Below are 24,841 nucleotides of genomic sequence, written 5' to 3'. Positions count from 1 at the left end.
GAAATTTCACTTGAAATGCTGCAGCGCAGCATGTATATGTTCCTCATCAGAAACGGGACTGGACCCGCTTCATCAGGAGAGCATGAAATGACCAAGACCCCCGATTTCACCAAAGTTATGCAAGACATGATGGCGTCTTTCCCGGTTGACGCTTCGGCGTTCCAGAACGCCTTCAAGACCCAGGCTGCCTTCGGCGAGAAGCTGACCAAGGTTGCGCTGGAAGCCGCTGAAAAGTCGACCGAGATCTCGTCCAAGTGGGCGAAAGAAGCGCTGGCCAAGTTGTCGGCCGCGTCCAAAGCCAAGGCCGAACCGGCTGACTACACCAAAGCCGCCACCGACTTCGCCTCGGCCGCTGCCGAGATCGCTTCCGAGCACATGGCCGCTTTCGCGGAAGTTGCCAAGAAGGTTCAGGCTGACACCGTTGAACTGCTGCTCGCCGCTGGCAAGGACGCTTCTGTCGAAGCGACTGCCGCTGTGAAAAAAGCCACCGACGACGTTGCCGCTGTCGCCAAGAAGGCCACCGCTGCCGCCGCTGCGAAGTAATCGCCTGCGACACTGAATCAGGGGCGGGCTGCAAAGCCCGCCCTTTCTTTTATTCTGCACCTCGCCTAAGCTTCTCTGCACCGCAATATGTTCGGAGAGAGCACAATGGCTGAAACGGCAAAACCGCTGCTGATCAAGCGCTATGCAAGCCGCAGGCTCTATAACACCGAAACCTCGGATTATGTGACGCTTGAGGATATCGCGGGCTTCATCCGGTCCGGTCGTGAAGTGCAGATCATCGACCTGAAATCCGGCGATGACCTGACACGGCAATACCTGCTGCAAATCGTGGCCGAGCATGAATCGAAGGGCGATACCGTTCTTCCGACCAATGTGCTGACCGATCTGGTGCGCGCCTATACCACCAACATCCAGTCCGTCGTGCCGCAGTTTCTGGCCGCGAGTTTCGAGATGCTGCGCGATGGCCAGTCCAAGGTGCTGGAAAACCTGACCGTCATCCCGAACCCGCTGACCGCGATGCCGGGCTTTGATGCGATGCGCAAGCAGCAGGAAGCCTTCATGAAGACCATGATGGGCGGCTTGCCTTGGACCGGGGCTGGCACCAAGCCCGAGGCGGACGCCTCGACCGAAGCGCCCGAGGATTTGGCCGAGATCAAGCGCCAGTTCGCCGAACTGCAGAAGAAACTGTCCAAGCTGTAACGCCTGCAGCCTGAAGCGGAGGCCGGATTTTGCCCGATCCACAGGGACGTGTGACCCTTTGGGGCATAGAATGCTTTCTGGCCGTGGCCGAAGAGGGGGCGATTTCCGCTGCTGCACGTCGGCTTGGAGTCAGCCCCTCGGCGATCAGCCAGCAGATCACCGGGCTTGAGGCGGCTTTGGGGTCGCCCCTGCTGGATCGCTCGGCCCGGCCGATGGTGCTGACCCCCGGCGGCCAGATGTTCCGCCGCCACGCCCAGACCATCCTGAATGCGGAAGCCGAAGCGCGCGCGGATCTGGCGATGGCCGACCTGTCAGGCCTGACCACCCTGCGCCTTGGCATGATCGAGGATTTCGACGCCGAGGTGACGCCCGGCCTGCTGACCGCGCTGGCGCAAGACCTGCGCGGCTGCCGCTTTCTGCTGGAGACCGGGGCCAGTCACCGATTGCTCGACCAGTTGGAGGCTCGCGCGCTGGATGTGATCGTCGCCGCCGATCAAGGCACCGAAGGCGGCGAGGAAGGCTGGCGCGAGGTGCATCCGATCCTGTCGGAACCTTTCGTCGCCGTCACGCCAAAGGGCAAGACCATCGAGGGCCTGCCGCTGATCCAATACACTGCCCGCCACCTGATGGGCCGTCAGATCGCCGCACACCTCGCGCGGCAGAACCTGCGACCAGCGCATCGCTTTGAACTGGATAGCTATTCCGCCATTCTGGCCATGGTGGCCCAAGGCGAGGGCTGGACGATCCTGACGCCCTTGGCCCTGCACCACGCCGCCCGCTTCCGCCCTGCTGTCACAGTTGCCCCGCTGCCCTTCGCGCCGCTGGAGCGCAGCCTGTCCCTGTCAGCCCGGGCCGGGGTGTTGCGCGACATCCCGTCGCAAGTCGCCGTCCGCCTGCGGGGGTTGGTGGATGAACAGGTCCTCAAACCCGCGCTGCGGGATTGGCCGTGGATGCAGGGCAGCTTGCGGTTGCTTTAGGTCGGATGGGCGATCCGCCCCTCAGCCCTTCACATCCACTGCGGCATCGACCAAGGCGCCGGCGATGAAATCCAGCTCCGCCTCGGTCAACCTGGTCGGCAGGCGCACGTCGCAAGCGCGCATCAGCATGGCGCGGGTCTGCGGCAGGTCGGGCTGCTCACCCAGGAACTGCCAGTTCCAGAAGGCACGGGCGTTGTCAGCACTCAGGCCAAAGACCTGCACCGCTACACCGCGCTCTTTCGCCCGGGTCTGAAAGCTGCGGGCTTCGTCGTCAGTCCAGGTCCCGGCCAGGTTGAACTGGATCGAGTCCGGGGCGCGTTCTTCCGGCGGCAGGGCAGGGGGCACCGCCAGCCAGCCGCATTCGTTCAGCCGTGCCGCCACCCGGTCATGGCCCGCGCGACCCTTGGCAACGCGGCTCGCAACTTCGGGCAGCTGCGGACGGATCACCGCCGCCGAAAGGTTCTGCATCCGCATGTTGTACAGCGGCAGCTTGTTTTGCCACTGCATGAAGCTGTTCTGCAGGCCGGGGTGCTTCTTCCAGTTATGCTCGTAAGCGCCCGACATGATGACGCAGCGCGCCGCCAGTTCCGGGTCGTCGGTGACCAGCATCCCGCCTTCGCCCGCATTCACCAGCTTGTAGGACTGGAAGGAAAAGCAGCCGATCTTGCCGATGGTGCCGATCTTGCGGCCATTCCATTCGGTCCCCAGCGAGTGCGCCGCATCCTCGATCACCGGAATGCCAGCCGCGTCGCACAGCGCCAGAATGGCATCCATGTCCGAGGTGTGGCCGCGCATGTGGCTGATCAACACCGCATCCGCACCCGGCAGTTTGGCTGCGAAATCCTCCATGTCGACGCGGTAGTTCTTGCCCACTTCCACCAGCACCGGCACGCAATCGGCGTGGATCACCGCCGAGGGCACGGCGGCGAAGGTAAAGGCCGGGATCAGCACCTTCGCGCCGCGCGGCAGGTCAAGGGCTTTCAAAGACAGGAACAGCGCCGCAGAACACGACGACACCGCCAAGGCGAAGCGCGTGCCCATCATCTCGGCAAATTCACGCTCCAGCATGGCCACCGGTGCACCCTCGGCGGCGGTGTAGCGAAAGAGGTCGCCCGAGATCAGAAGCCGCTCAATCTCGGCCATTGCCGAGGCCGGGATCGGTTCCGCGTCATAAACATTGGGGGCGATTGCCTGACCGTCATGTGCCATGATTGCAGCTTTCCTGAAACTCTTCTTTAGGAAAGCTGTAAACCTGAGGAAAGTGACGCGCCAGTGACAAAACTTTGGCACCGGTGAAATCCGCCGAAAGTATTTTGATTGTTGCTGTCAGAACCCCAATCGATCGCGCAAGGAATACCATGTCATCGCAAGAACCAGCATCGGCCAACGCAGGGCCGGGCCGCCCGGAAAGGCCATTTGCGGGATGGATGCCATCAGGTCAAAGCGCTCGTTCTGGCCCGCAACGGTCTCGGCCAGAACGCGTCCGGCCAGCGTTGCCATGGCCACCCCGTGACCAGAATATCCTGACGCCGAAAGGATATTTTGGGCAGGTCGGGCAAAGCAGGGCATCCGGTTCATCGTGATCGCCAGGGTGCCACCCCAGGCGTGGTCGATCTTGGCGCCGGCCAGTTGCGGATAGATTTGCAACAGCGGTTTGCGGACGGTCTTTATGATGTCCGGGAAGCGGTAGCCATATGTCTCACCGCCGCCGAACAGCAGGCGATTGTCTTCGGACAGGCGCCAATAGTTCACGACGAATTTAGTGTCGGCCACGGCGACGGGTTCGGGCAGAATCTCGCGTGCGATCTCGCCCAAAGGCTCGGTCGCCACGATGAAATTGTTGATCGGCATGACCCGCGCGGCCACCGCCGGGTTCAGTCCGCCAAGATAGCCGTTGCAGGCGAGGATCACCTGACCCGCCCGCACCAGACCGTGGCGGGTGCGTACGAGGGGCTTGGCCCCGGGTTCGACTGACGTCACCTCGGACCGTTCAAACAGGCGGGCCCCGGCGGTCAGCGCGGCCTTGGCCAGCCCCAGCGCATAGTTGAGGGGGTGGACATGCCCCGCGTCGCGGTCCAGTACGCCGCCCTTGAAGGCGGTCGAGCCGGTCAGTCGTGCGATACCGGCATGGTCCAGGGATGCGTTGTGACCATAGCCGTAGTCGCGCTCCAGCTTTTCGGCATAGGCGATCGCGTCTTTCACCTCTGCCTCGCGCCAGCAGGCGGTGGCCACGCCGGGATGAAAGGTGACCGGCATCGCGTGGTCGCGGATCAAGCTTTTGACCAGACCTTTGGCCTCTTCGGCCAAATCCCAAAGCCGATGCGCCGCCTCGCGCCCCACTTCGGCCTCCAGCCAGTCCTGATCCTGCCGCTGTCCTGACCCCACCTGACCGCCATTGCGGCCAGAAGCGCCGAAGCCCATGCGGTGCGCTTCCAGAAGGACGACCGAATAGCCCTTCTGCGCCAGATGCAACGCCGCAGACAGCCCGGTATAGCCACCGCCGATAATGCAGACGTCAGCCTGAACCTCACCTTCCAGCGCGGGAAGGGCGGGGAAGGGGGTGGCGGTGGCGGCATAGTAAGACGGGGGATATTCCCCCGCCCGATCGTTCACATGCAGCAGGTTCATACGTTCAACAGCAGATGCTGACGCTCCCACGGGGAAATCACCTGCAGGAACTCTTTGTATTCATTGCGTTTGACCGATTCATAGACCTTGCAGAAGTCCTCACCCAAGACCCCCACCAAAGCCTTGTCGGCCTCCAATAGATCGAGCGCATCGCCGAGGTTGGACGGAATGTCGTCGCTGTCGATATAGGCGTTGGCCTTGAATTCTGGCCGGGGGGTCTTCTTCTCCATCAAGCCCAGATAGCCGCAGGCGAGGGTGGCGGCGATCCCAAGGTAGGGGTTGCAGTCCATCCCCGGCAGTCGGTTTTCAATCCGGCGGCCCGCAGGGGTCGAGATCGGGATCCGCAAGCCGGTGGTGCGGTTGTCGCGGCCCCATTCCAGATTGATCGGCGCCGAAAAGTCCGGCACATAGCGACGATAGCTGTTCACATAGGGTGCAAGAACGGCAATCGCCCCGGTCAGATGGTTCTGCATGCCGGCGATGAAGTGGAAGAAGGCCTCGGTCTCTTCGCCCTTCTTTTCGGAAAAGATGTTCTTGTCGGTCCGGCTGTCCACGACCGAGGTGTGGATGTGCATCGCCGAACCCGGTTCGCCAGCAATTGGCTTGGCCATGAAGGTGGCGAAGCAATCATGCCGCATCGCCGCCTCGCGGATCAGGCGCTTGAAGAAGAAAACGTCGTCGGCCAGACGGACCGGGTCACCGTGTTCGAGGTTGAGTTCGATCTGACCCGCGCCGCCTTCTTGCAGGATGCCGTCGATTTCAAGGCCTTGCGCCTCGGCATAGTCATAGATGTCGTCGATGACCTTGCCATATTCATCGACGGCCGACAGCGAATAGGCCTGCTTGCCTGCCGCCTTGCGGCCGGACCGACCCATGGGGGGTTCGACCGGCATGTTGGGGTCAATGTTGCGGGCGGTCAGGAAGAATTCCATCTCGGGCGCCACAACCGGGGTCCAGCCTTGGTCGTTGTACAGTTGCACGACGCGTTTCAGCACGTTGCGGGGCGAGAAGGGGATCGGGTTGCCCTCCTGGTCCATCGCGTCGTGGATGACCTGCAGGGTCACGTCCGCTGTCCAGGGGGCTGCGGTGGCGGTGGTATAGTCGGGGACCATGACCATGTCCGGCTCTGTGAAGGCATCGAAGGGGTTGTCGGCCCATTCGCCGGTGATGGTTTGCAAAAAGATCGAGTTCGGCAGGAAGTAGTTGGTTTGCTTGCCGAATTTGGTAGCAGGCATGGCTTTGCCGCGGGCCACACCGGCAATATCGCCAATCACGCATTCCACTTCATCCACGCGGCGCGAGCCGATATATTCCTTGGCGGCTTCGGGAAGTTGGTCGGTCCATTTGGACATGAAATCACACTTGGGTTTGGCAGGCCCTAGGCCCGCACCATTTCAAAGAAGGCCGCAATCTGATCGGCCATGGTCTGATCATCGAGGGGCAGGTCCAGACGCTCGGCGGCGGCGGCCATCAGATCGTCGGGCACCAGCCCTTTGCCCCGTGTCGTCATCAGCCCATCAATGAATTCGGGGCGGAATTCAGGATGGGCCTGCACCGTAAGGGCGCGGTCACCGTAAAGCAGGGCGGCGTTGGTGCAGAACGCGTTGGAGGCGATCACTTCCGCCATCGGCGGCACCTCGGTGACCTGATCGCGGTGCCAGGCGTTCAATCGCAAGGTCCTGTCGCCAAACGCATAGTCGGTGGCGCCGACAGCCCAACCGCCCGGGTAGCGTTCCACTTTGCCGCCCATGGCTTGCGCCACGATCTGGTGGCCAAAGCAGATGCCCACGATCGGCACATGGGCCCAATAGGCGTGGCGGATAAAGTCTTCGAGCGGCGGGATCCAGGGATGATCCTCGTAGGCGCCATGCCGCGAGCCGGTGATCAGCCAGCCATCGCAGTCCTCAATCGAGGCGGGAAATTCGCCATCGACCACGCGGTAGGTGACAAAATCAAAGTCATGCCCCGCCAGAAGCCGGGCGAACATGTCCGGATAGTCCCCCATCTTGTCCTTGAGGGTGTCGGGGGCCAGGCCGGTTTGCAGGATGCCGATTTTCATATGGGTTCCGTTTGCTGTGCAGCCAGCCTAGCGCAGCGCCCCCCTATGCGGTCAAGGGGGGCGCGCCAGAATTTGATCAAACCGTGTCGAGATACAGCTCAACCTTTTCGGACTCGTTCAATTCGTCCAGATAATGCAGTTCCTGGCGCTTGGTCTGGATCAGGTTCTTGATCAATTCCGGATGCAGGAAGCGCGGCACGATGCTGCTTTGCTCCAGCGCGTCGATGGCGGTTTCCCAATCCTCGGCGATCTGTGGCAGGCCTTCGACGGCATAGGCGTTGCCGACGATCGGGCTGGCGGGCTCCATCTCGTTCTCGATCCCGTCAAGGGCGGCGCCCAGAATGGCGGCGAGCATCAGATAGGGGTTCACATCGCCCCCCGCCACACGGTGTTCGATCCGCCGGGCCGAGGGGTTGCCTGCGGGGATGCGGATGGCCGAGGTGCGGTTTTCATAACCCCAGCAGACAGCGGTCGGCGCGTGCTTGCCGGGGACAAGGCGCTGATAACTGTTCTGGTGCGGCGCGAAGATCAGGGTGCTGTCGCGCATGGCGTTCAGGCATCCCGCGACGGCCTGTTTCAGCATCGCGGTGCCTTTCGGGCCGCCGCTGTCGAACACATTGCGGCCGGTGTCGTCGATCAGGCTGAAATGGGTGTGCAGGCCAGAGCCGGAATATTCCGGATAGGGTTTGGCCATGAAGCTGGCGGCAAAGCCGTGGCGGCGGGCGAGGCCTTTGACCAGCATCTTGAAAAGCCACGCATCATCGGCGGCGCGCAGCGCATCGTCGCAATGCATCAGGTTGACTTCGAACTGCCCCAGACCGGTTTCCGAGGTGGAGGTGTCGGCCGGAATGTCCATTGCTTCGCAGGCGTCGTAAAGGTCGGTGAAGAAGGTGTCGAACACGTCAAGCGCCCGGATCGACAGGGTTTCCGCCGCCTTGCGCCGCTTGCCGGAGCGGGGGGAGGGCGGCACTTGCAGGGTCTTGCCGCTATCGTCGATCAGGAAGAACTCCAGCTCCATCGCGCAAACCGGGGTCAACCCGCGGGCCTTGAAACGTTGCACGACGGTCGCCAAGGCGTGGCGGGGATCGCCCTCGTACGGCGTGCCGTTTTCGCGGAACATCCAGATCGGCAGAAGGGCGGTTGGCGCCTCCAGCCAGGGCATCGGCATGAAGCCGCGTTCGGTGGGTTTCAGGACGCCGTCCTGGTCGCCTTGTTCGAAGACGAGGGGGGAGTCGTCAATGTCTTCGCCCCAGATGTCGAGGTTGAGGACCGAGAAGGGGAACCGCGTCCCGTCCTTCACGATCTTGTCCGCAAAGCGCGCCGGAACCCGTTTGCCGCGCGCCTGCCCGTTCAAATCCGCCGCGGCCACGCGAATGGTCCGGACGTCCGGGTGTTTTCTAAGCCAGTCTTTCATCATAGCACATCGGAAAGGCACACCCCCGCCCACACTTGGAACGCCCCTCTTGGAAAAGCGAAACCCAGCAGGCAGGTCGGATCATGCCCTTGATCCATCCCTTTTTGTCGATCCCGGCAGAGGTCGGTATAACCCACGCGCAATTTGATCAAATCTGAGAATAGGCGGGATGCGCGATTCCGGCAAGGAAAATCGGTGATTTGCCCCGAGCCGCGATTTTTCTACGAAAAATCAGTGCTATTCTGCGGAGTAGCCGAGGGCTTCAGGCGTTGGAGGGAAGGGGACGGCAAGGTATGTCGCAGGCTCGATGCGGACAAGGCCGCGCAGGCGCAGGGTGTCGCGGTCTTGCGGGGGCAGGTCGGCGATGGCTTTGGCGATGATGCGGAACAGGGTTTCCGGCGCGCTGCCAAGCGCCGAGATATAGGGCAGACCGGGGGTGGGTTCGGTCTGGCCCACGACTTTGAGGTCCGCGGCAAAAGCCTCCCACCGGGCGATCATCGCCCAGGTGATGGCATCGAGGGCGCCGATCTGGGCGCGGCCTTCGGCCACGGCGCGGGCCGAGGCGAGGTGGCCGCCGGTGCGCAGAAAGGGCATCAGGGTCAGGTTGTGGGCCTTGGCGTGGTTCTGCGGCGCGGCCCAACCCGATTGCGACAGGTCCTCGTTAAAGGCGAGCGTGGCACCGTTGAAATCGGCCAAGGTGGTGCCGGGATTGTCTTTTCGCACCACAAAGACTGAGCGGTAATAGCCCGGGGCACAGCCTTCAACCCCGTAGTCCGGCGTGCCGATCAGGGTTACTTTGCCATGCAACTGGGCGCGATAGGGAAAGCCGCAGGTTTGCGACAGGATCAGGTCCGGCGCCTGCCACGCGTCCCAATAGGCGCCAGCGCCCCGGGTCAAAGTGTCAGGTGCGGCAAGACCTTCGGCCCGCAAGCCATCCCGGATCAGGGCCCAGAGGCGGTCATTGGCGGGCTGGCATTCGACCCGGTCATACATGCCCAAGGAGGCGATCATTGGCCCTGCGCCTTGCGTCGGGCGATGGCGGATTCGACATCGGTCAGCCCCAGAAGTCCGGCCACCAGCCGCAACAGGCGGTCTTCTTCGGCATCCCTTTGCCCATCGGCCAGCGCCACGGCCCACAGCGCCTCGACCAGACCGGCGCGGGCCTCCAGCGGCACAGCCTCTTTCAGGGCGCGGGTGAAGCGCACCGTGTCGGGGGCAAGGGTTTCGGCCGTCTCGGCCTCGTGCCGCAGGGCAAGCGCGGCATCGGGGGCAAGGCCGTAGCGGGTGGACAGGATCCGGTCGATCCGCGCCAGCTCGGCGGGCGAGGCATAGCCATCCGCCCGCGCCACGCGCACCAAAAGGGCAGCCAGCGCCAACTGCTCATCCGGGGCAGGCAGGCGGGACGGGGCGGGGCCGAAGAGGCGATCAAGAAAGCTCATGGGCGGAACATAGGCGGCGGAGGGCGGGCTGCCAATGGGTTAGCGGCCCATTCAGCGCCTGTGCGCCTCAAAGATCGCGTGAAGGCGGGCGGCTTCCTCGGCAAGGCCGTAAGGCGGGTTGACGAAGAACATGCCGGACCCGGCCATGCGGTGGCCCGTGCGGATCGGCGGGAAGCGGACTTCCGATGTCAGACCTTCCGGGAACTCTCGTGTCAGGGCGGCCAGCATCGGCACGTGGGGAATGTCGAGAAGGATCGGATACCACAGCGCAATGATCCCGACATTCCAGCGCTTTGCGACCTTGGCGATGATTTTCGGGATTTGGTCGTAATCGTCCTTCACCTCATACGAGGGGTCGATCAGCATCATGCCCCGGCGCGGCGTCGGCGGGGTCAGCGCCAGAGCGGCCTCCAGCCCGTTCACCTGGGCGATATGGGCGCCCCAGGGTTTCAGGTTGGCCTCGAGCGCGCGGAATTCCTGCGGGTGCAGTTCGCATAGGTGCATGACGTCGCCAGACCGCAATGAGGTGGCGGCGATCAGCGGTGACCCGGGATAGGAGGCCGCGCCATGATGGGCGCGCACCTCGGCCAGACGGCGGCGGTAGGGATGGTCGGCGGGCAGCCAGTCGATGGCGCGGGCAATGCCGCCAGCCGCCTCGCCGGTCTTTTCCGCTTCGGCCCCGGTCAGGTCATAAAGCCCCCGGCCGGCATGGGTTTCGATATAGGTCAGCGGTTTGTCCTTGGCCGTAAGGTAGGCCAGCGCCCAGGCGAGCAGGGCGTGCTTGTGGACATCGGCCAGATTCCCGGCGTGATAGGCGTGTTGATAGGACAGCATGTCGCGGCCTAACCCAAGACGGGCTTTGCGTCCAGCGGGCTTTGCGGTTGAAAGATGCCGGGGCACCCCTTACCTAAGCCCTGCCTTGCCCCGGAGACGCTCATGGATCTTTTCTCACCCGACGCCCTGACGGCACTGCTGGGCGTTATCGGGATTGATCTGGTTCTGGCGGGCGACAATGCCATCGTGATCGGCATGGCGGCGGCGGGCCTGCCCAAGGCGCAGCGCACCAAGGCCATCATCATCGGCGTCCTGGCGGCCACGGTCCTGCGCATCCTGTTCGCCCTTGCCGCCACCCGGCTTTTGGCGATCACGGGGTTGACGCTGGCGGGGGGCGTTCTGCTGCTGTGGGTGTGCTGGAAGATGTGGCGCGAGCTGCGGCAAGGCGATGAGGCCGCCCATGCCGCCGAGGCGCTGGCCAACTGCGACCTGAATGCCGACGGCGCGGTCGGCGGCGGCCCGCGCAAGAGCTTCGCCCAGGCCGCGTGGCAGATCGTGGTGGCCGATGTGTCGATGTCCTTGGACAACGTTCTGGCGGTGGCCGGGGCGGCCAAGGAGCATCCCGGCGTGCTGGTGTTCGGCTTGGGATTGTCGGTGGCACTGATGGGGCTGGCCGCGAGCCTGATCGCGGGGTTGCTGCACCGCTACCGCTGGATCGCCTTTGTTGGGTTGGCGATCATTTTGTATGTCGCCGGGCATATGATCTGGGAGGGGGCGTTTGAGGTGATGCCGGGGTGAGACGCTGTCCCGGCTTTGCCGGGGCGAAAACGGTCCTGTGGACCATTTTCAGCGTCGAACGCCCGAGCACGCTTGCGAGGGCAGGGTGGATTGCACGCGTGCAATGAAGCTAAGAAGTTTAATAAGTCCAAACAATACGATGCGGATTTACGGAAGGTTAGAGAAAAGATCCCGGAAAGCAGGCGACGTGCTAGCAATCACTTTCCCCGAAATTATGATCTGTAACACCTATTTCATTTCATTAGCATATACGAGATTAGTCGAGCTCTCCGAAATAGGCAGTCTACAAGAGCCAGTTTCAGGCGCTCGAAGTTTTCCTGTCAGCATCTGACGGAGTTCATCGGGCACCGCAAGGTTTGCAGGGCACGACGGCAATACCGTTGAGCTATAACCTTTTGCAGCCATGCAATGTTGCTCAAACTCTGACCGCAATGAAGCGTTTCCGTCGTAGCTATAAGTATTGCCTCCATACACTTGCCCGCCAGAAGTCGTACAAGTGTAGCCGTAGCAGCTCGTAGTAATTGGGGTGCTGTAAACCGGCGTCGTACCAATCTGCGTGTTTGCTGGGACTTGCTGAGCTGCGGAAACTTTGCATTGAAACAAATCATTGTCTTTGGTCGAAACCGTGGTGTTGGGCCTATAAAGGTACGGCCCCGGAGGAGCGTCACATCCCGACAGTTCCAAAACCACAAGCACAAGGCCTACCACTTTGATATTCATCTGAAACTCCCCGACAACATTTAAAGAGTACACGAAATCGTGAACTTCGCAACTTCATTCTAGCTTTCTTAGGGATTTGATCAAAGTCAAACTGCTAAACCAGCCGCTCCTGCTCCTTCGCCGCCCGCACGAAATCCGCAAACAGCGGGTGCGGCGCGAACGGCTTTGACTTCAATTCCGGGTGGAACTGAACCCCAATGAACCACGGGTGGTCCTTGACCTCAACAATTTCCGGCAGTTTGCCGTCCGGGCTCATGCCCGAGAAGATCAGGCCGCATTGTTCCAGTTGGTCGCGATACTGGATGTCCACCTCGTAGCGGTGGCGGTGGCGTTCTTCGATGGTTGTGGCGTGGTAGACTTGGGCGACCTTGGAGCCTTCTTTCAGGAGGGCGGTGTAGGCGCCAAGGCGCATGGTGCCGCCTTTGTCGTCCGAGGCTTTTCGGGTCACGGTGTGGTTGCCTTGCACCCATTCCTTCAGGTGGTAGACGACCGGGGTGAAGCGCTTGGCGCCGGCGGCGTGGTCAAACTCCTCGGAGCCTGCGTTTTTGACACCGACCAAATTGCGGGCGGCTTCGATCACGGCCATTTGCATGCCGAGGCAGATGCCAAGGTAGGGGATCTTGCGTTCGCGGGCGAATTGGGCGGCTTTGATTTTGCCTTCCGTGCCGCGTTCGCCAAAGCCGCCGGGGACGAGGATGGCGTGGAAGTTTTCGAGGTAGGGGGCGGGGTCTTCGCGTTCGAAGATCTCGGCGTCGATCCATTCGGCCTTGACCTTGGTGCGGTTGGCCATGCCGCCATGGGTCAGCGCCTCGGCGATGGATTTGTAGGCGTCTTCCAGCTGGGTGTATTTTCCGACGATGGCGACGCGGACGACGCCTTCGGGGTGGTTCAGGCGGTCCATCACATCCTCCCATCGTGCCAGGTTGGGCTTGGGGGCGGGAGAGATGCCGAAGGCATCCAGAACCGCCTGATCCAGGCCGGCGCGATGGTAGGCGAGGGGGGCTTCGTAAATGGTTTTCAGATCGTACGCCGGGACGACATGCTCTTTGCGGACGTTGCAGAAGAGGGCGATCTTTTCCAACTCGCGGTCGGGGATCGGGTGTTCGGAGCGGCAGACGAGGATATCGGGGGCGAGGCCGATGCTCTGCAGTTCCTTGACGGAGTGCTGGGTGGGTTTGGTTTTGAGTTCGCCGCTGGCTGCGAGGTAGGGCAGCAGGGTCAGGTGCATCAGGATCGACTGGCCGCGCGGGCGTTCGTGGATGAACTGGCGGATGGATTCGAAGAAGGGCAGGCCCTCGATGTCGCCCACCGTGCCGCCGATTTCACAAAGCATGAAGTCGACTTCGTCTTGACCGATGCGGAGGAAGTCTTTGATTTCGTTGGTGACGTGCGGGATGACCTGGATGGTTTTGCCCAAGTAGTCGCCACGGCGTTCCTTCTCCAGCACGTTGGAATAGATGCGGCCGGAGGAGATGCTGTCGGTCTGGCGGGCCGAGACACCGGTGAAGCGTTCGTAATGGCCAAGGTCAAGGTCGGTTTCGGCGCCGTCGTCGGTGACGAACACCTCACCATGTTCGAAGGGCGACATCGTGCCGGGGTCGACGTTCAGGTAGGGGTCCAGCTTGCGCAGGCGGACCGTGTAGCCACGGGCCTGCAGCAGCGCGCCCAAGGCGGCGGAGGCGAGGCCCTTGCCGAGAGACGACACAACGCCACCGGTGATGAAGATATAGCGTGCCATTGGGGCCCCCGTGTTGAACGCGATTCGGTCTGATGGAAAAGCATGACCACGGGATTTGATGCATAGGGCAGTTTTGCCAAATGCGCAACCAGACCGCTAGATGCTGCCCTTCCTTAACTCAGGTCGTCAAAGGCTTGTGGTCAGTTTTGCGCCTTGGGCGGTGCCGCAGGGGCATCGGTGGTGGCGGGAAGCGCATTCAGCGGCGACTTGGTGGCCGGAACGGCCGGCGCTGCCGGAGCGGGCACCGTGCCGCCGATCTGGTCGATCACCGAGGACGACGCGCTGTCATGGGCGGCGAGGATCGTCAGGGTGATGGAGGTGGCGATGAAAAGGCCCGCGAAGATCCAGGTGACTTTCGCCAGCGCGGTGGCGGCCGAACGACCAGAGACCACACCCCCGGTGGAGCCCATGCCAAGCCCGCCGCCTTCCGACCTTTGCAGCAGCACGATGCCGATCAGCAGCAGTGCCAGAATGAGGTGGATGGCGAGGATGACGTTTTCCATGCGGGCGGGCCTTTCAGGTGACGCGCCTATCTAGGGGCAAGTGCGTTTGGCCGCAAGCCCTTCGGCGGGGCTGGGGTGGGCGACGGGCAAAATTGCCGGTCGGGTTTGGCGGTGGGGCGGCGGGTTTGGCCGGGTTCGCGGCGTGGGAGCGCGAATCGGGGCGGAAATCCTTTGGTTAATTGGGAAATCCGCCGCTTTTATCCTGTCGGGGCGGCGTCGGGGTTCTGTAGGGTTTTCGTAGCTACAGGGCGCGCGCCGCCCTTGGGGTTAACACAGCGCGCGCGGGCTTACGCGGGCATCAGGCAGACGGCGGACAATTTGTTGCCGTCGGGGTCACGGACGTAGCAGGCGTAGAAGTTCGGGGCATAGGGGCGCAGGCCGGGGGCGCCCTCGTCGGTGCCGCCATGGGCGAGGGCTGCGGCGTAAAAGGCGTGCACGGCGGCGCGGCTGGCGGCGGTGAGGGCCAGCATGGAGCCATTGCCCCGGGTGGCGGGCTGTGCGTCATAGGGCGGGCCGACGAAAAGCTGCGCTTCGCCGCCGGGCGGGCCGTAGCAGCCCTCGTCACTGTCAGGCGCGAGATCGACGATGCCGAGTGTGGCAAGGGTCGGGGCGTAGAAGCGGCGGGCGGCGGGCAGGTCATTGGTGCCGAGGGTGACGTAGGTGAGCATGGCGTTCTCCGCTGGCTGGATTACACGCTGACTGTGCGCTGCGGGCGGATTGCGGCGCAAGGGGGGGATGGTATGTTTGGCGCATGGAACATCCGTGCCCTGCCCGTCTGACGCCCGATCTGGTGGCGCGTCTGCCCTGTTCGATCCCCGATCCGGGACCGATGACCCGGCCCCCCGTGGCGTTTTGCGCCGCCGAGACGGCAGCTTGCGTGCTGGGACGGCTGAAGGCGGGGGAAGCTTTGTGGGTCTTTGCCTTCGGGTCGATCCTGTGGAAACGACGGTTTGAGGTGGTGGAGGAACGGCCGGCGCGGGTGCGCGGCTGGCACCGCAAGTTCTGTCTGGGGCCGGACACCCGCTATCGCGGCAACCCGGACGCTCCGGGTGTGATGCTGTCGATGGACCGGGGCGGGCAATGCGTGGGCAAGGTGCTGCGGATGGCGGAGGCGGGGCGCGCGGCGGCCCTGGTGCATCTTTTGGAGAACGAGCCGCCGATCCCGCCGGCCTGGGTGACGGCGATGACGCCGGAGGGGCCGGTCAAGGCGATTGCCTTTGTGGTGGCGCGCAATTTCGTGGGCTACTGCGGTGGCATGTGCGACGCGGAGGTGGCGGATCGTCTGGCGGCGGCGGTCGGCATGTGGGGCTCGATGGCGGAGTATCTGATGAACACCGTGCAGCATCTGGAGGCGATGGGGATCAAGGACAGCTACCTTGCCCGGATGGAGCGGATGGTGGCGGAACGGTTGGCGGCCCGGTAGGGTGGGGTTGAACCCCACCCTACGCGAGGGCCCCGGCGGACGGGCGGCAGGGTTGGCCATGTGCCGGATTTGTGCCGCGGCCGGATGGGGCGGGGGCAGGTCAGGCCCCCACCGGCCTGAGGCCTTGCGGCTTTGGGCCCTCCCGATGACGGGCCTGTCAAGCGGGGATCGGTCCGGCGGCGTGATGGACTGCGGTGCGGCACCCGGTCTACTTTGTGGTTTCGCTTGGCCCCATGTCTCGCTATAGGTCGCACGGTTTTTCCAGAACGCGAGGTGATGCCATGGCCAATGTTGTTGTTGTAGGCTGCCAATGGGGCGACGAGGGCAAGGGGAAGATCGTCGACTGGCTGTCCGAACGCGCCGATGTGATCGCGCGCTTTCAGGGCGGGCATAACGCCGGGCACACGCTGGTCATTGATGGCAAGGTCTACAAGCTGAGCCTGCTGCCCTCTGGCATCGTGCGCGGTGGCAAGCTGTCGGTCATTGGCAATGGTGTGGTTGTCGATCCCTGGCATCTGGTGACCGAGATTGCCAAGCTGCGCGATCAGGGCGTGGAGATCACCCCCGAGAACCTGATGCTGGCCGAGAATGCCAGTCTGATCCTGCCGATCCATGGCGAATTGGACCGGGCGCGGGAAGGTCAGGTCGGCGTGGCCAAGATCGGCACCACGGGGCGCGGCATCGGGCCGGCCTATGAGGACAAGGTGGGCCGCCGGGCGATCCGGGTGGCGGATCTGGCGGATGATGCGACCTTGGTGGCCCGCGTCGATCGCTTGATCGGGCATCATGATGCGCTGCGGCGCGGGCTTGGCGTGGCGCCGGTGGACAAGGCGGCTTTGCTGGCCGCGCTGCACGAGATCGCGCCGCAGGTGCTGCCCTATGCGCAGCCGGTCTGGAAGGTGATGAATGACGCGCGCCGCGCCGGCAAGCGCATCCTGTTCGAGGGGGCGCAGGGCGCGCTTCTGGACATTGATTTCGGCACCTATCCGTTTGTGACCTCCTCCAACGTGATTGCGGGGCAGGCGGCGACGGGTGTGGGTCTGGGGCCGACGGCGATTGATTTCGTGCTGGGCATCGTGAAGGCCTATACGACCCGCGTGGGCGAGGGGCCGTTCCCGGCGGAGCTGAAGGATGACGATGGCGAGCGGCTGGGGCAGCGCGGCCACGAGTTTGGCACCGTCACCGGGCGCAAGCGGCGCTGCGGGTGGTTTGATGCGGTCCTGGTGCGGCAGACCTGTGCCACTTCGGGCGTGTCGGGGATTGCGCTGACCAAGCTGGACGTGCTGGACGGGTTCAAGACGCTGAAGATCTGCGTGGGCTACGATCTGGACGGCAAGCGGCTGGATTATCTGCCGACGGCGGCGGATGCGCAGGCGCGCTGCACGCCGATTTACGAAGAGATGGACGGCTGGTCGGAAAACACCGCAGGGGCGCGGTCCTGGGCGCAGTTGCCGGGGGCGGCGATCAAATATGTGCGGCGAATCGAAGAGTTGATCCAGTGCCCGGTGGCGCTGCTGTCGACCTCGCCCGAGCGGGATGATACGATTCTGGTCACTGATCCTTTTGCGGATTGAGAGATGACAATCACTTACAAGACCCGCCGCCGCCTTGCGCTTTTGGTGCTGGGTGTCGGGCTGCCCTTGTACATCGTGTTGGCGGTGACGCTGGTGGATCTGTTTGACCGGCCCTCGATCTGGGTGGAGCTGGCGATCTATGTCGGCTTGGGCTTTGCCTGGATCGTGCCGCTGCGGCCGATCTTTCTGGGGATCGGGCAACCGGACCCCGATGCCAGTCCCGAGGATGACGCTGCGAAATGACACAAGGCGGAAGGGTGACCCTTCCGCCTTGTGCGTTTCGTAGGTCCGGGGGCCGGATCAGGAGGCGCGGCGCTTGGCCTCGGTCAGGATGGGCGAGGTTTCGGCCAGGGCATAAAGGCCGCGTTTGGTCTTGGTCAGACGGCCGTCACGCAACAGGCGGCCAAAGCCGCGCAGGCTGTCTTCGCGCGACAGGTCGGTCTGGCCGGGCATCTGTTCGATCTGCTGGAAGAGCAGGGGGCGGGTGAAGGCATCAAGGCCAAGGACGAGGGTGCAATAGGCGGCAGACGCCTCGATCAGGTCTTGCATGGACTGGGCGCCGATGCTGTCGGCAAAGGCCGGGAAGGATGGCTTGCCGGGGTCGGCAAAGACATTGTCCATATCATCGGGCGTCAGATCGTCTTCGACCTGCAGGTGGGACAGGACCTGTGCGCTGGCCCCGCCCGAGGTCACGCGGCGCGGCCGCACCGGTTGCAGAAGGCCGGGCTGCTGGGCGGCGGGCTGGGCGTGCGGGACGGCTTGCGGCGGAAGGCGGGTGCCATCGTCAGGCTTGCGGTCGATGCGCTGCGAAGAGACCAGCACCAGCGGGGCCGGACGGTCGGCCGAGCGATCGGCGGGGCGCACGACCTGATCGAGGTCCTTGCGGTAGGGGTCCATCCGCTGGTCGGGCTTCTTGCCGTTGGGATTGTTGCGCCGTTCGGCCACGGTGGCCAGAACGGCGGCCTTGAGATGGGCGATGGCCGAGCGGCGGCGCTTGGTTTCAGGCACCTCAAGCTCGGTATTGGCTTTGGCCAACAGGCGGTTGACAGAATCATCGTCGGTCTGGGCGGCGGCAAGGCGGTGCGGTTCGGCGGGCACCAGATCGGCGGGCACCAGATCGGCGTGCACCAGATCGGCGTGCACCAGATCGGTGGCGCGCAGGGGCAGAGGGGCGGCGTCAAGCGGCGCCTTGGCTTCGGGCTGGGGCAGGGCTGCGATGGCGGCGGGCGCAGGTTCGGCCACGGGGGGGGGTGTACCGGGGGCGGTTGTACCGGGGGGCGCAAGCTCTGCCTCAAGGGCGGCGAGTTCGTTTTGCAGGGCAGCCTCGGCCTCGGCGCTGAGTTTGGCGGCGGGCAGGTCGGCCGGGGCCGTGTCCAGACGGCGGATCTTGATGACGCGGGCGCGGGCGCGTTGCAGCTTTTCGGCCACGACGGGGGCCGCGATCGTGACCTCGGGTTCCGACGAGGCGAGGGGGTGGGCCGGCGTGGCGACGACGGGTGGTTCGGAGATCAGCAGGGCTTCGTCCGCGGCGGCAGGCATGTCGTCGGGGTCCAGCGCGGTTTCGGCCTTGGCTGCGGGGGCTTCGGCGATCCGGTCCGGGGAGGCTTCCGGGGCAGGTTCTGATGCGGGTTCTGCCGCCAGGTCTGCTGTCACGTCTGCGGCTGCTTCGGTCGGGGGCAGGGGGGCTGCGGCCTTGGCGACTGTCCCGTCACCCTCGGTGAAAGAGGTCGGTTCGGACGCGAATTCGGCGGCAAAGGGCGCGGCCTCTGCCGGGTGGGCTGCCGCCTCCTCCTCCCAGTCGGTATCGACCCAATCGGCTTCGGGGAAGGCGGATTCGGGTGAGGCCAGGGGGGGCAGGGCTTCGGGGTCATGCGCGGCTTCGGGCTGGGCGCTGTCGGCCATGTCGATGGCCAGTTGATCGTCAGCCGCACCAAGGCCGGCCAAAGTTTCGCGGATGGCGGCGGCAAGGCTGTCAAGCGCCGCTTCCGGTTCGATCGCGGCGGGCGCGGCTGTGGCGGTTGGTTCGACCACGGGTGAGGGTTCAGCCGAGGCTGCGGCTGTCACGGTCAGCGGTGCGGCCTCGGCTGCGGCGCGCAGCTGCAGGGCCTTGCGGGCCCGGCGGGCGGCGGTTTCTGCGGATGCTGTCTCGGCGGCGGCTTTTTCGGCGCGTTTGCGTTCGGCGGTGGCCTCGGCGGCGGCGGCCTTTTCGGCGGCAACCTTGGCCGCGGCGGCGGCTTTGCGCGCGGCCTTGTCGGCGGCGGATTTTTCAGCGGCGGCCTGCTGGGCGGCGGCCTTGTCAGCGGCGGCTTTCTGGAGGGCGGCGGCCTTTTCGGCCTCAGCAGCCTGATCGGCGGCAGCCTTGTCGGACGCAGCTTTCTCGGCAGCGGCCTTGCGGGCGGTGCGCTTTTCGGCGGCGGCAGGGTCTGGTGTGGCGGCGGCGGGAAGCGGCGCGGTGGCGGGCGCTTCGGCGTCAATCTCATCGGTGTAGGCGTCGATGAAGGCGGGGAGCGGGGCGATCTTCAGGGTCGCGGTCTGCGATGCAGTTTGGGTTGCGGTCTGGGCTTGGGCTGCGCGCAGGCGGGACAGGCGGGCCGCGGCGGAATCGATGGCCGGGCCGGCTTCGGCCACCGACGCGAGGACGGGGGCGAGAACCGGGGCGGCAGGCGCGGCCTCGGCCGTCCGGCTGGGGAAACTGACTTTGGGCGGGGTGGCCTGATCGGCGCGCAGGGTGACGCCGTTGCTGTCGATCTTCGCCTCGACCCGGCGCTGGATTTCACGCTCGGCAATCCGGTGCAGCATGGCGGCGTCGGGGGTCGGCGGCTCGGCTCCGAAATAGCGGTCCTCGGCGGCAAGGTCGCGGAAATATTCGGCAATCGCCCTCATGGTGTTGAAGGGATCGTCGAAGCCTTCCAGCGTACAGCTGAAGGTTCCGTAAGATACCGTTAGAATTTTACTGGCACCGTTCATCGGATGCACACCTTCTGTCATACTCGATCAGGCCAATTTGACCGTTTCACTGTTCGAATCCATGGACAAATATGGGTAATTTGAAGGATTGATTGTGTCCGTCAGACGCCCTGTTTGCCGCAATTCGAAGGACAATATCAGCATGACAGAGGTTATTGTCCAATCAACAGGGGGCGTGACTTTGGCGGGGGGCGGGCGATTTTCCGCGCGTTTGTTGAAGGAAGCACGCGATTGGGCGCCGCTTTTGGTGGCGGCGGATGGCGGGGCGGACCGGCTTTTGGCGCTGGGCGCGGAACCGGAGGCGGTGATCGGTGATTTCGATTCGATCTCGGCCAAGGCGCAGGTGCGGTTGGCGGGGCGGCTGCATCCGATTCGCGAGCAGGTGACGACGGATTTCGACAAGGCGCTGCGGTCGATTGCGGCGCCCTTCGTGCTGGGCCTGGGCTTTGCCGGGCAGCGGCTGGATCACGGGCTGGCGGTGTTGAACGGGCTGGTTCGCCATCCTGCGCAGCGCTGCCTGATCCTGAGCAGCACGGATGTGACCTTTCTGGCGCCCCGCGACTTGACGCTGCAGCTGCCGGTGGGATTGCGGTTCTCGTTGTTTCCGATGGGCCCGGTGGCGGGCCGCAGTCAGGGGCTGCGCTGGCCGTTGCAGGGGCTGCACTTCGCGCCAGCTGGGATGATTGGCACCTCGAACGAGGTGTCAGAGCCGGTGGTCCACCTGAGCTTTGATGCGGACCTGATGCTGGTCATACTGCCTCGGTCGGCAATGGCGGCGGCATTGGATGGTTTGCGGCCCGGTCATGTTCATGCTTGATGATGTAAAGGCCTGACCCGGTGATGAGCGCGATGCCAACCCAGGTCAGCCAGTTGGGGAAGTCGCCGAAGATGGCATAGCCGAGGAAGACGGCCATCGGCAGTTCCAGATAGTGCAGCGGGGCCAATGTGGCGGCGGGGGCGTATTTCATCGCCACGGTCATGCACAGATGGCTGATGGCGGCCCAGAAGCCCACGCCGAAGAGGTAAGCCCAGTTCAGAAGGTCAGGCGACACCGGGTCAAGCTCGGCAATGCCCGAGCCGTTGAAGAGCCACAGGAGCGGCAGGCAGATCAGGGTTCCGGCGATGGAGGTGTGCAGTTGCATCGTCACCGGGTGGACGCGGTTGGACATGGCTTGGGTTGCCATCTCGTAGAACGAGAAGGCCAAGGCACAGCCCAAGGGGAACAGGGCCACGAGACCGTAATGCGACAGCGAGGGCTGGATGACCAGCATGGCACCGGCAAAGCCCACGACGGAGGCCGCGATGCGGTTGGGGCCGATGGGATTGCCGAAGATCACCTTGCCCAGAAACATCAGGATGAAGGGCATGACGAAGACGATGGCGATGCTGTCGGCGATGGGCATGTATTGCACCGAGGCCACGAAGGAATAGGTCGACAGGATCAGGCAGCAGGCGCGCGCGGCCAGCAGCATCAGGTCGCGGGCCGAGGCGCGCCAGTTCAGCCGCATCAGCAGGATCACCGGCAGCATGCAGACGCCCTGAAACACAAAGCGCATCGCGGTGATCTGACCGACCGGCACCTGAGCGGTGGCGAGTTTCGAGCAGGCATCCAGCAGAGGGGCAAAGATGCAGAAGGCGACCATGAGGAAAAGGCCCCGGGAAACCGGCTTTTGCATGATCTTGATCCTCCTCCTCAGCCCGATGTGACCTTTTGGGCCGCCGGGCGTCCTGTGTGTTTTGCCCGGATGGGCTATGCTGGCGGAGGGATTGTCAAGGGCTGCGGTTTTGGCGGGTCCGTGCGTCAGTTGGCCAGAGCACCAGGGGGAATGTCATGGTCCCAATAGCGGATCAGGTTGCCCGCGAAGGCGCCGGGGTGGTTGGCAAAGCCTGCCTTGGCGGTGATCTTCCGCCAGTTCCTGATGCCGGCCATGGTCAGCTCTGGCCCCTCGGCTGCCAGTTTGGCGGGGCTGGAGTCATTGGGCCGGACGATGGCGACATGGCCCGGAGTGGTGGGGTCGGGGTTTTCATAGGTGGCCACGACCAGAAGGCCCCGGTTCGCCTCGGCCTGGGCCGTGGCGCCATCGGGCAGGGCGCGCCAGCCTTGCGCCTGACCGGGCCCCGCCAGCCATACGGCCTGCGCGTTGCTGAGCAGGGTCTGGCCGTGTTCGGGGGGGCGCAGGATATAGACGCCCAGCCGCTGGGCGGCGGCGGCGACGAAGGCCGAGCAATGGGTGTGATGGGCGGGCAAAGGCAGCGGGTCGCCGGTGGGCAGGCCGGTTTGCCAATCGACATGGGCGCCCGCGATCCACTTCTGTTCGACGTCCAGACTGTCCAGCACCTGCGCCAGCGCGAGCCCCTGCGCATCGGGCGGGGCGGCCAGCGCCGGGCGGGCAAGGGCCGCAAGCGACAGGACAAGCACGGCGCGGCGGGTCAGGTTCATGGGGCACCTTGCGGGACGGGCAGGGGCTTTATGCGTCGTCTGCCTGCCTTGGTGCGATCACATCGGTGTGACGTTCAGCAGTTGGGCACGTTGACGGCAAGGCCGCCGAGCGAGGTTTCCTTGTACTTCTCGTGCATGTCGCGGCCGGTCTGGCGCATGGTTTCAATGCAGACGTCAAGCGAGACAAGGTGCTGGCCATCGCCCCGGAGGGCCAGACTGGCGGCAGAGACGGCCTTGATGGCGCCAAGGCCGTTGCGTTCGATGCAAGGCACCTGGACAAGGCCGCGGACCGGGTCGCAGGTCATGCCGAGGTGGTGTTCGAGGGCGATTTCGGCGGCGTTTTCGACCTGCTCGACTGAGCCGCCCAAGACGGCGGCGAGGCCTGCGGCGGCCATGGCGGCGGCGGAGCCAACCTCGGCCTGGCAACCGCATTCGGCGCCGGAGATGGAGGCGTTATGCTTGCAAAGGCCGCCGATGGCGGAGGCGGTGAGAAGGAAGTCGGGGATCTTGGCGGTGGAGGCCCCCGGCACGTGGTCAAGGTAATAGCGCAGGACGGCGGGGAGGACGCCGGCGGCGCCGTTGGTGGGGGCGGTCACGACCTGGCCGCCGGCGGCGTTTTCCTCGTTCACGGCCATGGCGTAAAGCGACATCCAGTCGTTGATGACATGGGGGGCGGTCATGTTCAGGCCGCGTTCGGCGATCAGGGCGTCATGGATGCCTTTCGCCCTGCGGCGCACTTTCAGGCCGCCGGGCAGGATGCCCTCGCCCAGCATCCCGCGCGAGATGCAGGCGGTCATCACCTCCCACAGGCGGGCGATGCCCTTGTCAATCTCGGCCTTGGTGCGGAATTTCAGCTCGTTGGCGAGTTTCAGCTGGGCGATGGTCAGGCCGGATTTGGCGGCCATGGCCATCATTTCGGCAGCGGTCTCGAACGGGTAGGGGACATCGGCGCGGGCCTTGGATTTGGCGCCCGAGGCTTCGGCCTGTTCGGCGGCGGTCAGGACGAAGCCGCCGCCGATCGAGTAATAGGTCTCCTCGAGGATCACGTCGCCTTGGGCGTCGGTAGCGCGCAGGATCATGCCATTGGCGTGGCCGGGCAAATTGGGGCCGTAGTCGAAGGTCAGGTCCTTTTTCGGGTCGAAGGTCAGCGCGGGCAGGCCGGGCGGGGTGATCTTGTGGGTGGCGTGGATGGCGGCGAGGGTGGCTTCGGCCTTTTCGGCGTCATAGGTGGCGGGTTCAAACCCGGCCAGCCCAAGGATCGTGGCGCGGTCGGTGGCATGGCCGACCCCGGTGAAGGCCAGGGACCCGTGCAGCGAGGCCTTCAGGCCCGCCGCATGGAAGGGCGACTGGCGCAGAGTGTCCAGAAAGCGGGCGGCGGCGACCATCGGCCCCATCGTATGCGAGGAGGAGGGCCCGACGCCCACCTTGAACATGTCAAAGACCGAAAGGAACATGGGCGCCTCAATACGGAGCGGTGAAGAAGGTTGTAGCGCAGCCTTCGATCTCGGCCACGTCCTGCACGCAGGGGGTGGATTCGAGGGCGGTCAGGATCGGGCCCAGGGCCGGCAGATCGGCCACGGTGATGCGGGCGGGATGGCCCGCCGGGAAGCCCGACAGCCAGCGCACCAGAACCCCGACGTAAAGGCTGAGGGCCGAGGGTTTGGCCGACAGCCAGTCGGGCGCTTCGGTGGCGATCATGTGGTCGAGCACGCGGAAGTTGTCCTGCAGGGTGGCGCCGGCATGGGCGACGACCGCCTCGGCCGCGGCGGGGCCCGCGATGCGGTCGGGATAGAAGACCTGCATCAGGACGCTGTGCAGGTTGGTCGAGGTGAAGAACAGCCATTTCAGGAAAGCCGCGCGCTGCGGGCTGTCGGGGGCGGGGGCGAGGTTGTGGCGGTCGGCGAGGTACAGCAGGATCGCCGCCGTTTCGAACATCGGGCCATCGGGGGTCTGCATCGCCGGGATTTTGCCCAAGGGGTGCAGGGCGCGGTAGGCCGGCGAGGCCAGTTCCCCGGCCTCTCGGTTGATTTGCACCTCGGCGAAGGGGGCGCCGGTCAGGCGCAGGGCCAGGCGCACGATGATCGAGGCAGAATCGGGCGAGACATGCAGGGTATAAAGCGGGTGGGGGGCGGCTTTTGTCACGGGCGGATCTCCTCTTTCGGCCACGATAGCTTGGCGGGCGGC

Annotated in this window: 24 protein-coding genes; 8 read left to right on the top strand and 16 right to left on the bottom strand. The window is 64.5% G+C overall.

The genetic code is table 11. The features are described 5' to 3' along the window. The first annotated feature begins 87 nt into the window (after positions 1-87). The 3 genes from AC1Y2B_RS07630 (at position 88) to AC1Y2B_RS07620 (ending at position 2,180) form a co-directional block, all read left to right on the top strand. On the top strand, positions 88-543 hold the full coding sequence (locus tag AC1Y2B_RS07630) for a Phasin (protein ID WP_482252476.1): 456 nt from the start codon (positions 88-90) through the stop codon (positions 541-543). A gap of 105 nt (positions 544-648) precedes the next feature. Continuing rightward, positions 649-1,203, top strand: coding sequence for a polyhydroxyalkanoate synthesis repressor PhaR (gene phaR, locus AC1Y2B_RS07625; RefSeq protein WP_482252475.1), 555 nt, complete (start codon positions 649-651; stop codon positions 1,201-1,203). Positions 1,204-1,232: 29 nt separating this feature from the next. Continuing rightward, complete coding sequence (locus AC1Y2B_RS07620) at positions 1,233-2,180, top strand: LysR family transcriptional regulator (protein ID WP_482252474.1); 948 nt, start codon at positions 1,233-1,235, stop codon at positions 2,178-2,180. Between the two features lie 21 nt (positions 2,181-2,201). Here the strand turns inward: AC1Y2B_RS07620 and AC1Y2B_RS07615 are convergent, their stop codons facing one another. The 8 genes from AC1Y2B_RS07615 to rlmJ all read right to left on the bottom strand — a co-directional run bounded on the left by AC1Y2B_RS07615 (position 2,202) and on the right by rlmJ (position 10,554). Next, on the bottom strand, positions 2,202-3,389 hold the full coding sequence (locus tag AC1Y2B_RS07615; RefSeq protein WP_482252473.1) for a DegT/DnrJ/EryC1/StrS family aminotransferase: 1,188 nt from the start codon (positions 3,387-3,389) through the stop codon (positions 2,202-2,204). 117 nt (positions 3,390-3,506) lie between these two features. After that, positions 3,507-4,808, bottom strand: coding sequence for an NAD(P)/FAD-dependent oxidoreductase (locus AC1Y2B_RS07610; RefSeq protein ID WP_482252472.1), 1,302 nt, complete (start codon positions 4,806-4,808; stop codon positions 3,507-3,509). After that, positions 4,805-6,160 (bottom strand): glutamine synthetase family protein, encoded by a 1,356-nt coding sequence (locus AC1Y2B_RS07605; protein ID WP_482252471.1) that lies wholly within the window; start codon positions 6,158-6,160, stop codon positions 4,805-4,807. The genes AC1Y2B_RS07610 and AC1Y2B_RS07605 overlap by 4 nt, the downstream gene beginning before the upstream one ends. A gap of 26 nt (positions 6,161-6,186) precedes the next feature. Then, complete coding sequence (locus AC1Y2B_RS07600) at positions 6,187-6,867, bottom strand: type 1 glutamine amidotransferase (RefSeq protein WP_482252470.1); 681 nt, start codon at positions 6,865-6,867, stop codon at positions 6,187-6,189. Positions 6,868-6,943: 76 nt separating this feature from the next. Further along, the gene (locus AC1Y2B_RS07595) at positions 6,944-8,281 is read right to left on the bottom strand and encodes a glutamine synthetase family protein (RefSeq protein WP_482252469.1); all 1,338 of its coding nucleotides are present in this window, start codon (positions 8,279-8,281) and stop codon (positions 6,944-6,946) included. 237 nt (positions 8,282-8,518) lie between these two features. Then, entirely contained in the window at positions 8,519-9,292 is a 774-nt protein-coding gene (locus AC1Y2B_RS07590) for a phosphate/phosphite/phosphonate ABC transporter substrate-binding protein (RefSeq protein WP_482252468.1), read from the bottom strand. Continuing rightward, complete coding sequence (locus tag AC1Y2B_RS07585) at positions 9,289-9,720, bottom strand: tellurite resistance TerB family protein (protein ID WP_482252467.1); 432 nt, start codon at positions 9,718-9,720, stop codon at positions 9,289-9,291. The genes AC1Y2B_RS07590 and AC1Y2B_RS07585 overlap by 4 nt, the downstream gene beginning before the upstream one ends. A gap of 51 nt (positions 9,721-9,771) precedes the next feature. Continuing rightward, positions 9,772-10,554: a 23S rRNA (adenine(2030)-N(6))-methyltransferase RlmJ gene (gene rlmJ, locus AC1Y2B_RS07580; protein ID WP_482252466.1), complete on the bottom strand. Its 783-nt coding sequence runs from the start codon at positions 10,552-10,554 to the stop codon at positions 9,772-9,774. A gap of 102 nt (positions 10,555-10,656) precedes the next feature. On the opposite strand from rlmJ, the gene AC1Y2B_RS07575 reads away from it, so the two are divergent. Then, complete coding sequence (locus tag AC1Y2B_RS07575; RefSeq protein WP_482252465.1) at positions 10,657-11,292, top strand: TerC family protein; 636 nt, start codon at positions 10,657-10,659, stop codon at positions 11,290-11,292. Between the two features lie 814 nt (positions 11,293-12,106). Here AC1Y2B_RS07575 and AC1Y2B_RS07570 read toward each other — a convergent pair. The 3 genes from AC1Y2B_RS07570 to AC1Y2B_RS07560 all read right to left on the bottom strand — a co-directional run bounded on the left by AC1Y2B_RS07570 (position 12,107) and on the right by AC1Y2B_RS07560 (position 14,921). Continuing rightward, entirely contained in the window at positions 12,107-13,750 is a 1,644-nt protein-coding gene (locus tag AC1Y2B_RS07570; RefSeq protein ID WP_482252464.1) for a CTP synthase, read from the bottom strand. Positions 13,751-13,890: 140 nt separating this feature from the next. Beyond that, a complete protein-coding gene (gene secG, locus AC1Y2B_RS07565) occupies positions 13,891-14,253 on the bottom strand; it encodes a preprotein translocase subunit SecG (protein WP_482252463.1) in 363 nt (120 codons plus the stop codon). A 287-nt stretch (positions 14,254-14,540) separates the two neighbouring features. Next, positions 14,541-14,921 (bottom strand): VOC family protein, encoded by a 381-nt coding sequence (locus tag AC1Y2B_RS07560; protein WP_482252462.1) that lies wholly within the window; start codon positions 14,919-14,921, stop codon positions 14,541-14,543. Positions 14,922-15,004: 83 nt separating this feature from the next. Between AC1Y2B_RS07560 and AC1Y2B_RS07555 the strand changes: the two genes are divergently transcribed. From AC1Y2B_RS07555 to AC1Y2B_RS07545, 3 genes are all read left to right on the top strand, one after another. After that, complete coding sequence (locus AC1Y2B_RS07555; RefSeq protein ID WP_482252461.1) at positions 15,005-15,676, top strand: gamma-glutamylcyclotransferase; 672 nt, start codon at positions 15,005-15,007, stop codon at positions 15,674-15,676. Positions 15,677-15,957: 281 nt separating this feature from the next. Further along, the gene (locus AC1Y2B_RS07550; RefSeq protein WP_482252460.1) at positions 15,958-17,250 is read left to right on the top strand and encodes an adenylosuccinate synthase; all 1,293 of its coding nucleotides are present in this window, start codon (positions 15,958-15,960) and stop codon (positions 17,248-17,250) included. Between the two features lie 3 nt (positions 17,251-17,253). Then, positions 17,254-17,493 carry a DUF2842 domain-containing protein gene (locus AC1Y2B_RS07545; protein WP_482252459.1) on the top strand — a complete coding sequence of 80 codons (240 nt, stop codon included), beginning with the start codon at positions 17,254-17,256 and terminating at the stop codon, positions 17,491-17,493. A gap of 57 nt (positions 17,494-17,550) precedes the next feature. Here the strand turns inward: AC1Y2B_RS07545 and AC1Y2B_RS07540 are convergent, their stop codons facing one another. Further along, entirely contained in the window at positions 17,551-20,217 is a 2,667-nt protein-coding gene (locus AC1Y2B_RS07540; RefSeq protein ID WP_482252458.1) for a hypothetical protein, read from the bottom strand. 142 nt (positions 20,218-20,359) lie between these two features. Between AC1Y2B_RS07540 and AC1Y2B_RS07535 the strand changes: the two genes are divergently transcribed. Then, positions 20,360-21,034, top strand: a complete 675-nt coding sequence (locus AC1Y2B_RS07535) for a thiamine diphosphokinase (RefSeq protein WP_482252457.1) — start codon at positions 20,360-20,362, stop codon at positions 21,032-21,034. Here the strand turns inward: AC1Y2B_RS07535 and AC1Y2B_RS07530 are convergent. From AC1Y2B_RS07530 to AC1Y2B_RS07515, 4 genes are all read right to left on the bottom strand, one after another. After that, the gene (locus AC1Y2B_RS07530) at positions 20,967-21,893 is read right to left on the bottom strand and encodes a DMT family transporter (protein ID WP_482252456.1); all 927 of its coding nucleotides are present in this window, start codon (positions 21,891-21,893) and stop codon (positions 20,967-20,969) included. The genes AC1Y2B_RS07535 and AC1Y2B_RS07530 overlap by 68 nt on opposite strands. Positions 21,894-22,018: 125 nt before the next feature. Then, entirely contained in the window at positions 22,019-22,657 is a 639-nt protein-coding gene (locus AC1Y2B_RS07525) for a hypothetical protein (RefSeq protein ID WP_482252455.1), read from the bottom strand. A gap of 74 nt (positions 22,658-22,731) precedes the next feature. Then, on the bottom strand, positions 22,732-24,111 hold the full coding sequence (locus AC1Y2B_RS07520) for an L-serine ammonia-lyase (RefSeq protein WP_482252454.1): 1,380 nt from the start codon (positions 24,109-24,111) through the stop codon (positions 22,732-22,734). Between the two features lie 7 nt (positions 24,112-24,118). Then, positions 24,119-24,799: a glutathione S-transferase family protein gene (locus tag AC1Y2B_RS07515; protein ID WP_482252453.1), complete on the bottom strand. Its 681-nt coding sequence runs from the start codon at positions 24,797-24,799 to the stop codon at positions 24,119-24,121. Positions 24,800-24,841 lie beyond the last annotated feature (42 nt).

This window comes from Stagnihabitans sp. (assembly GCF_964946895.1).
Note: the sequence above shows the minus strand (reverse complement) of the source record. Positions and strands in the feature narration are given on the sequence as shown.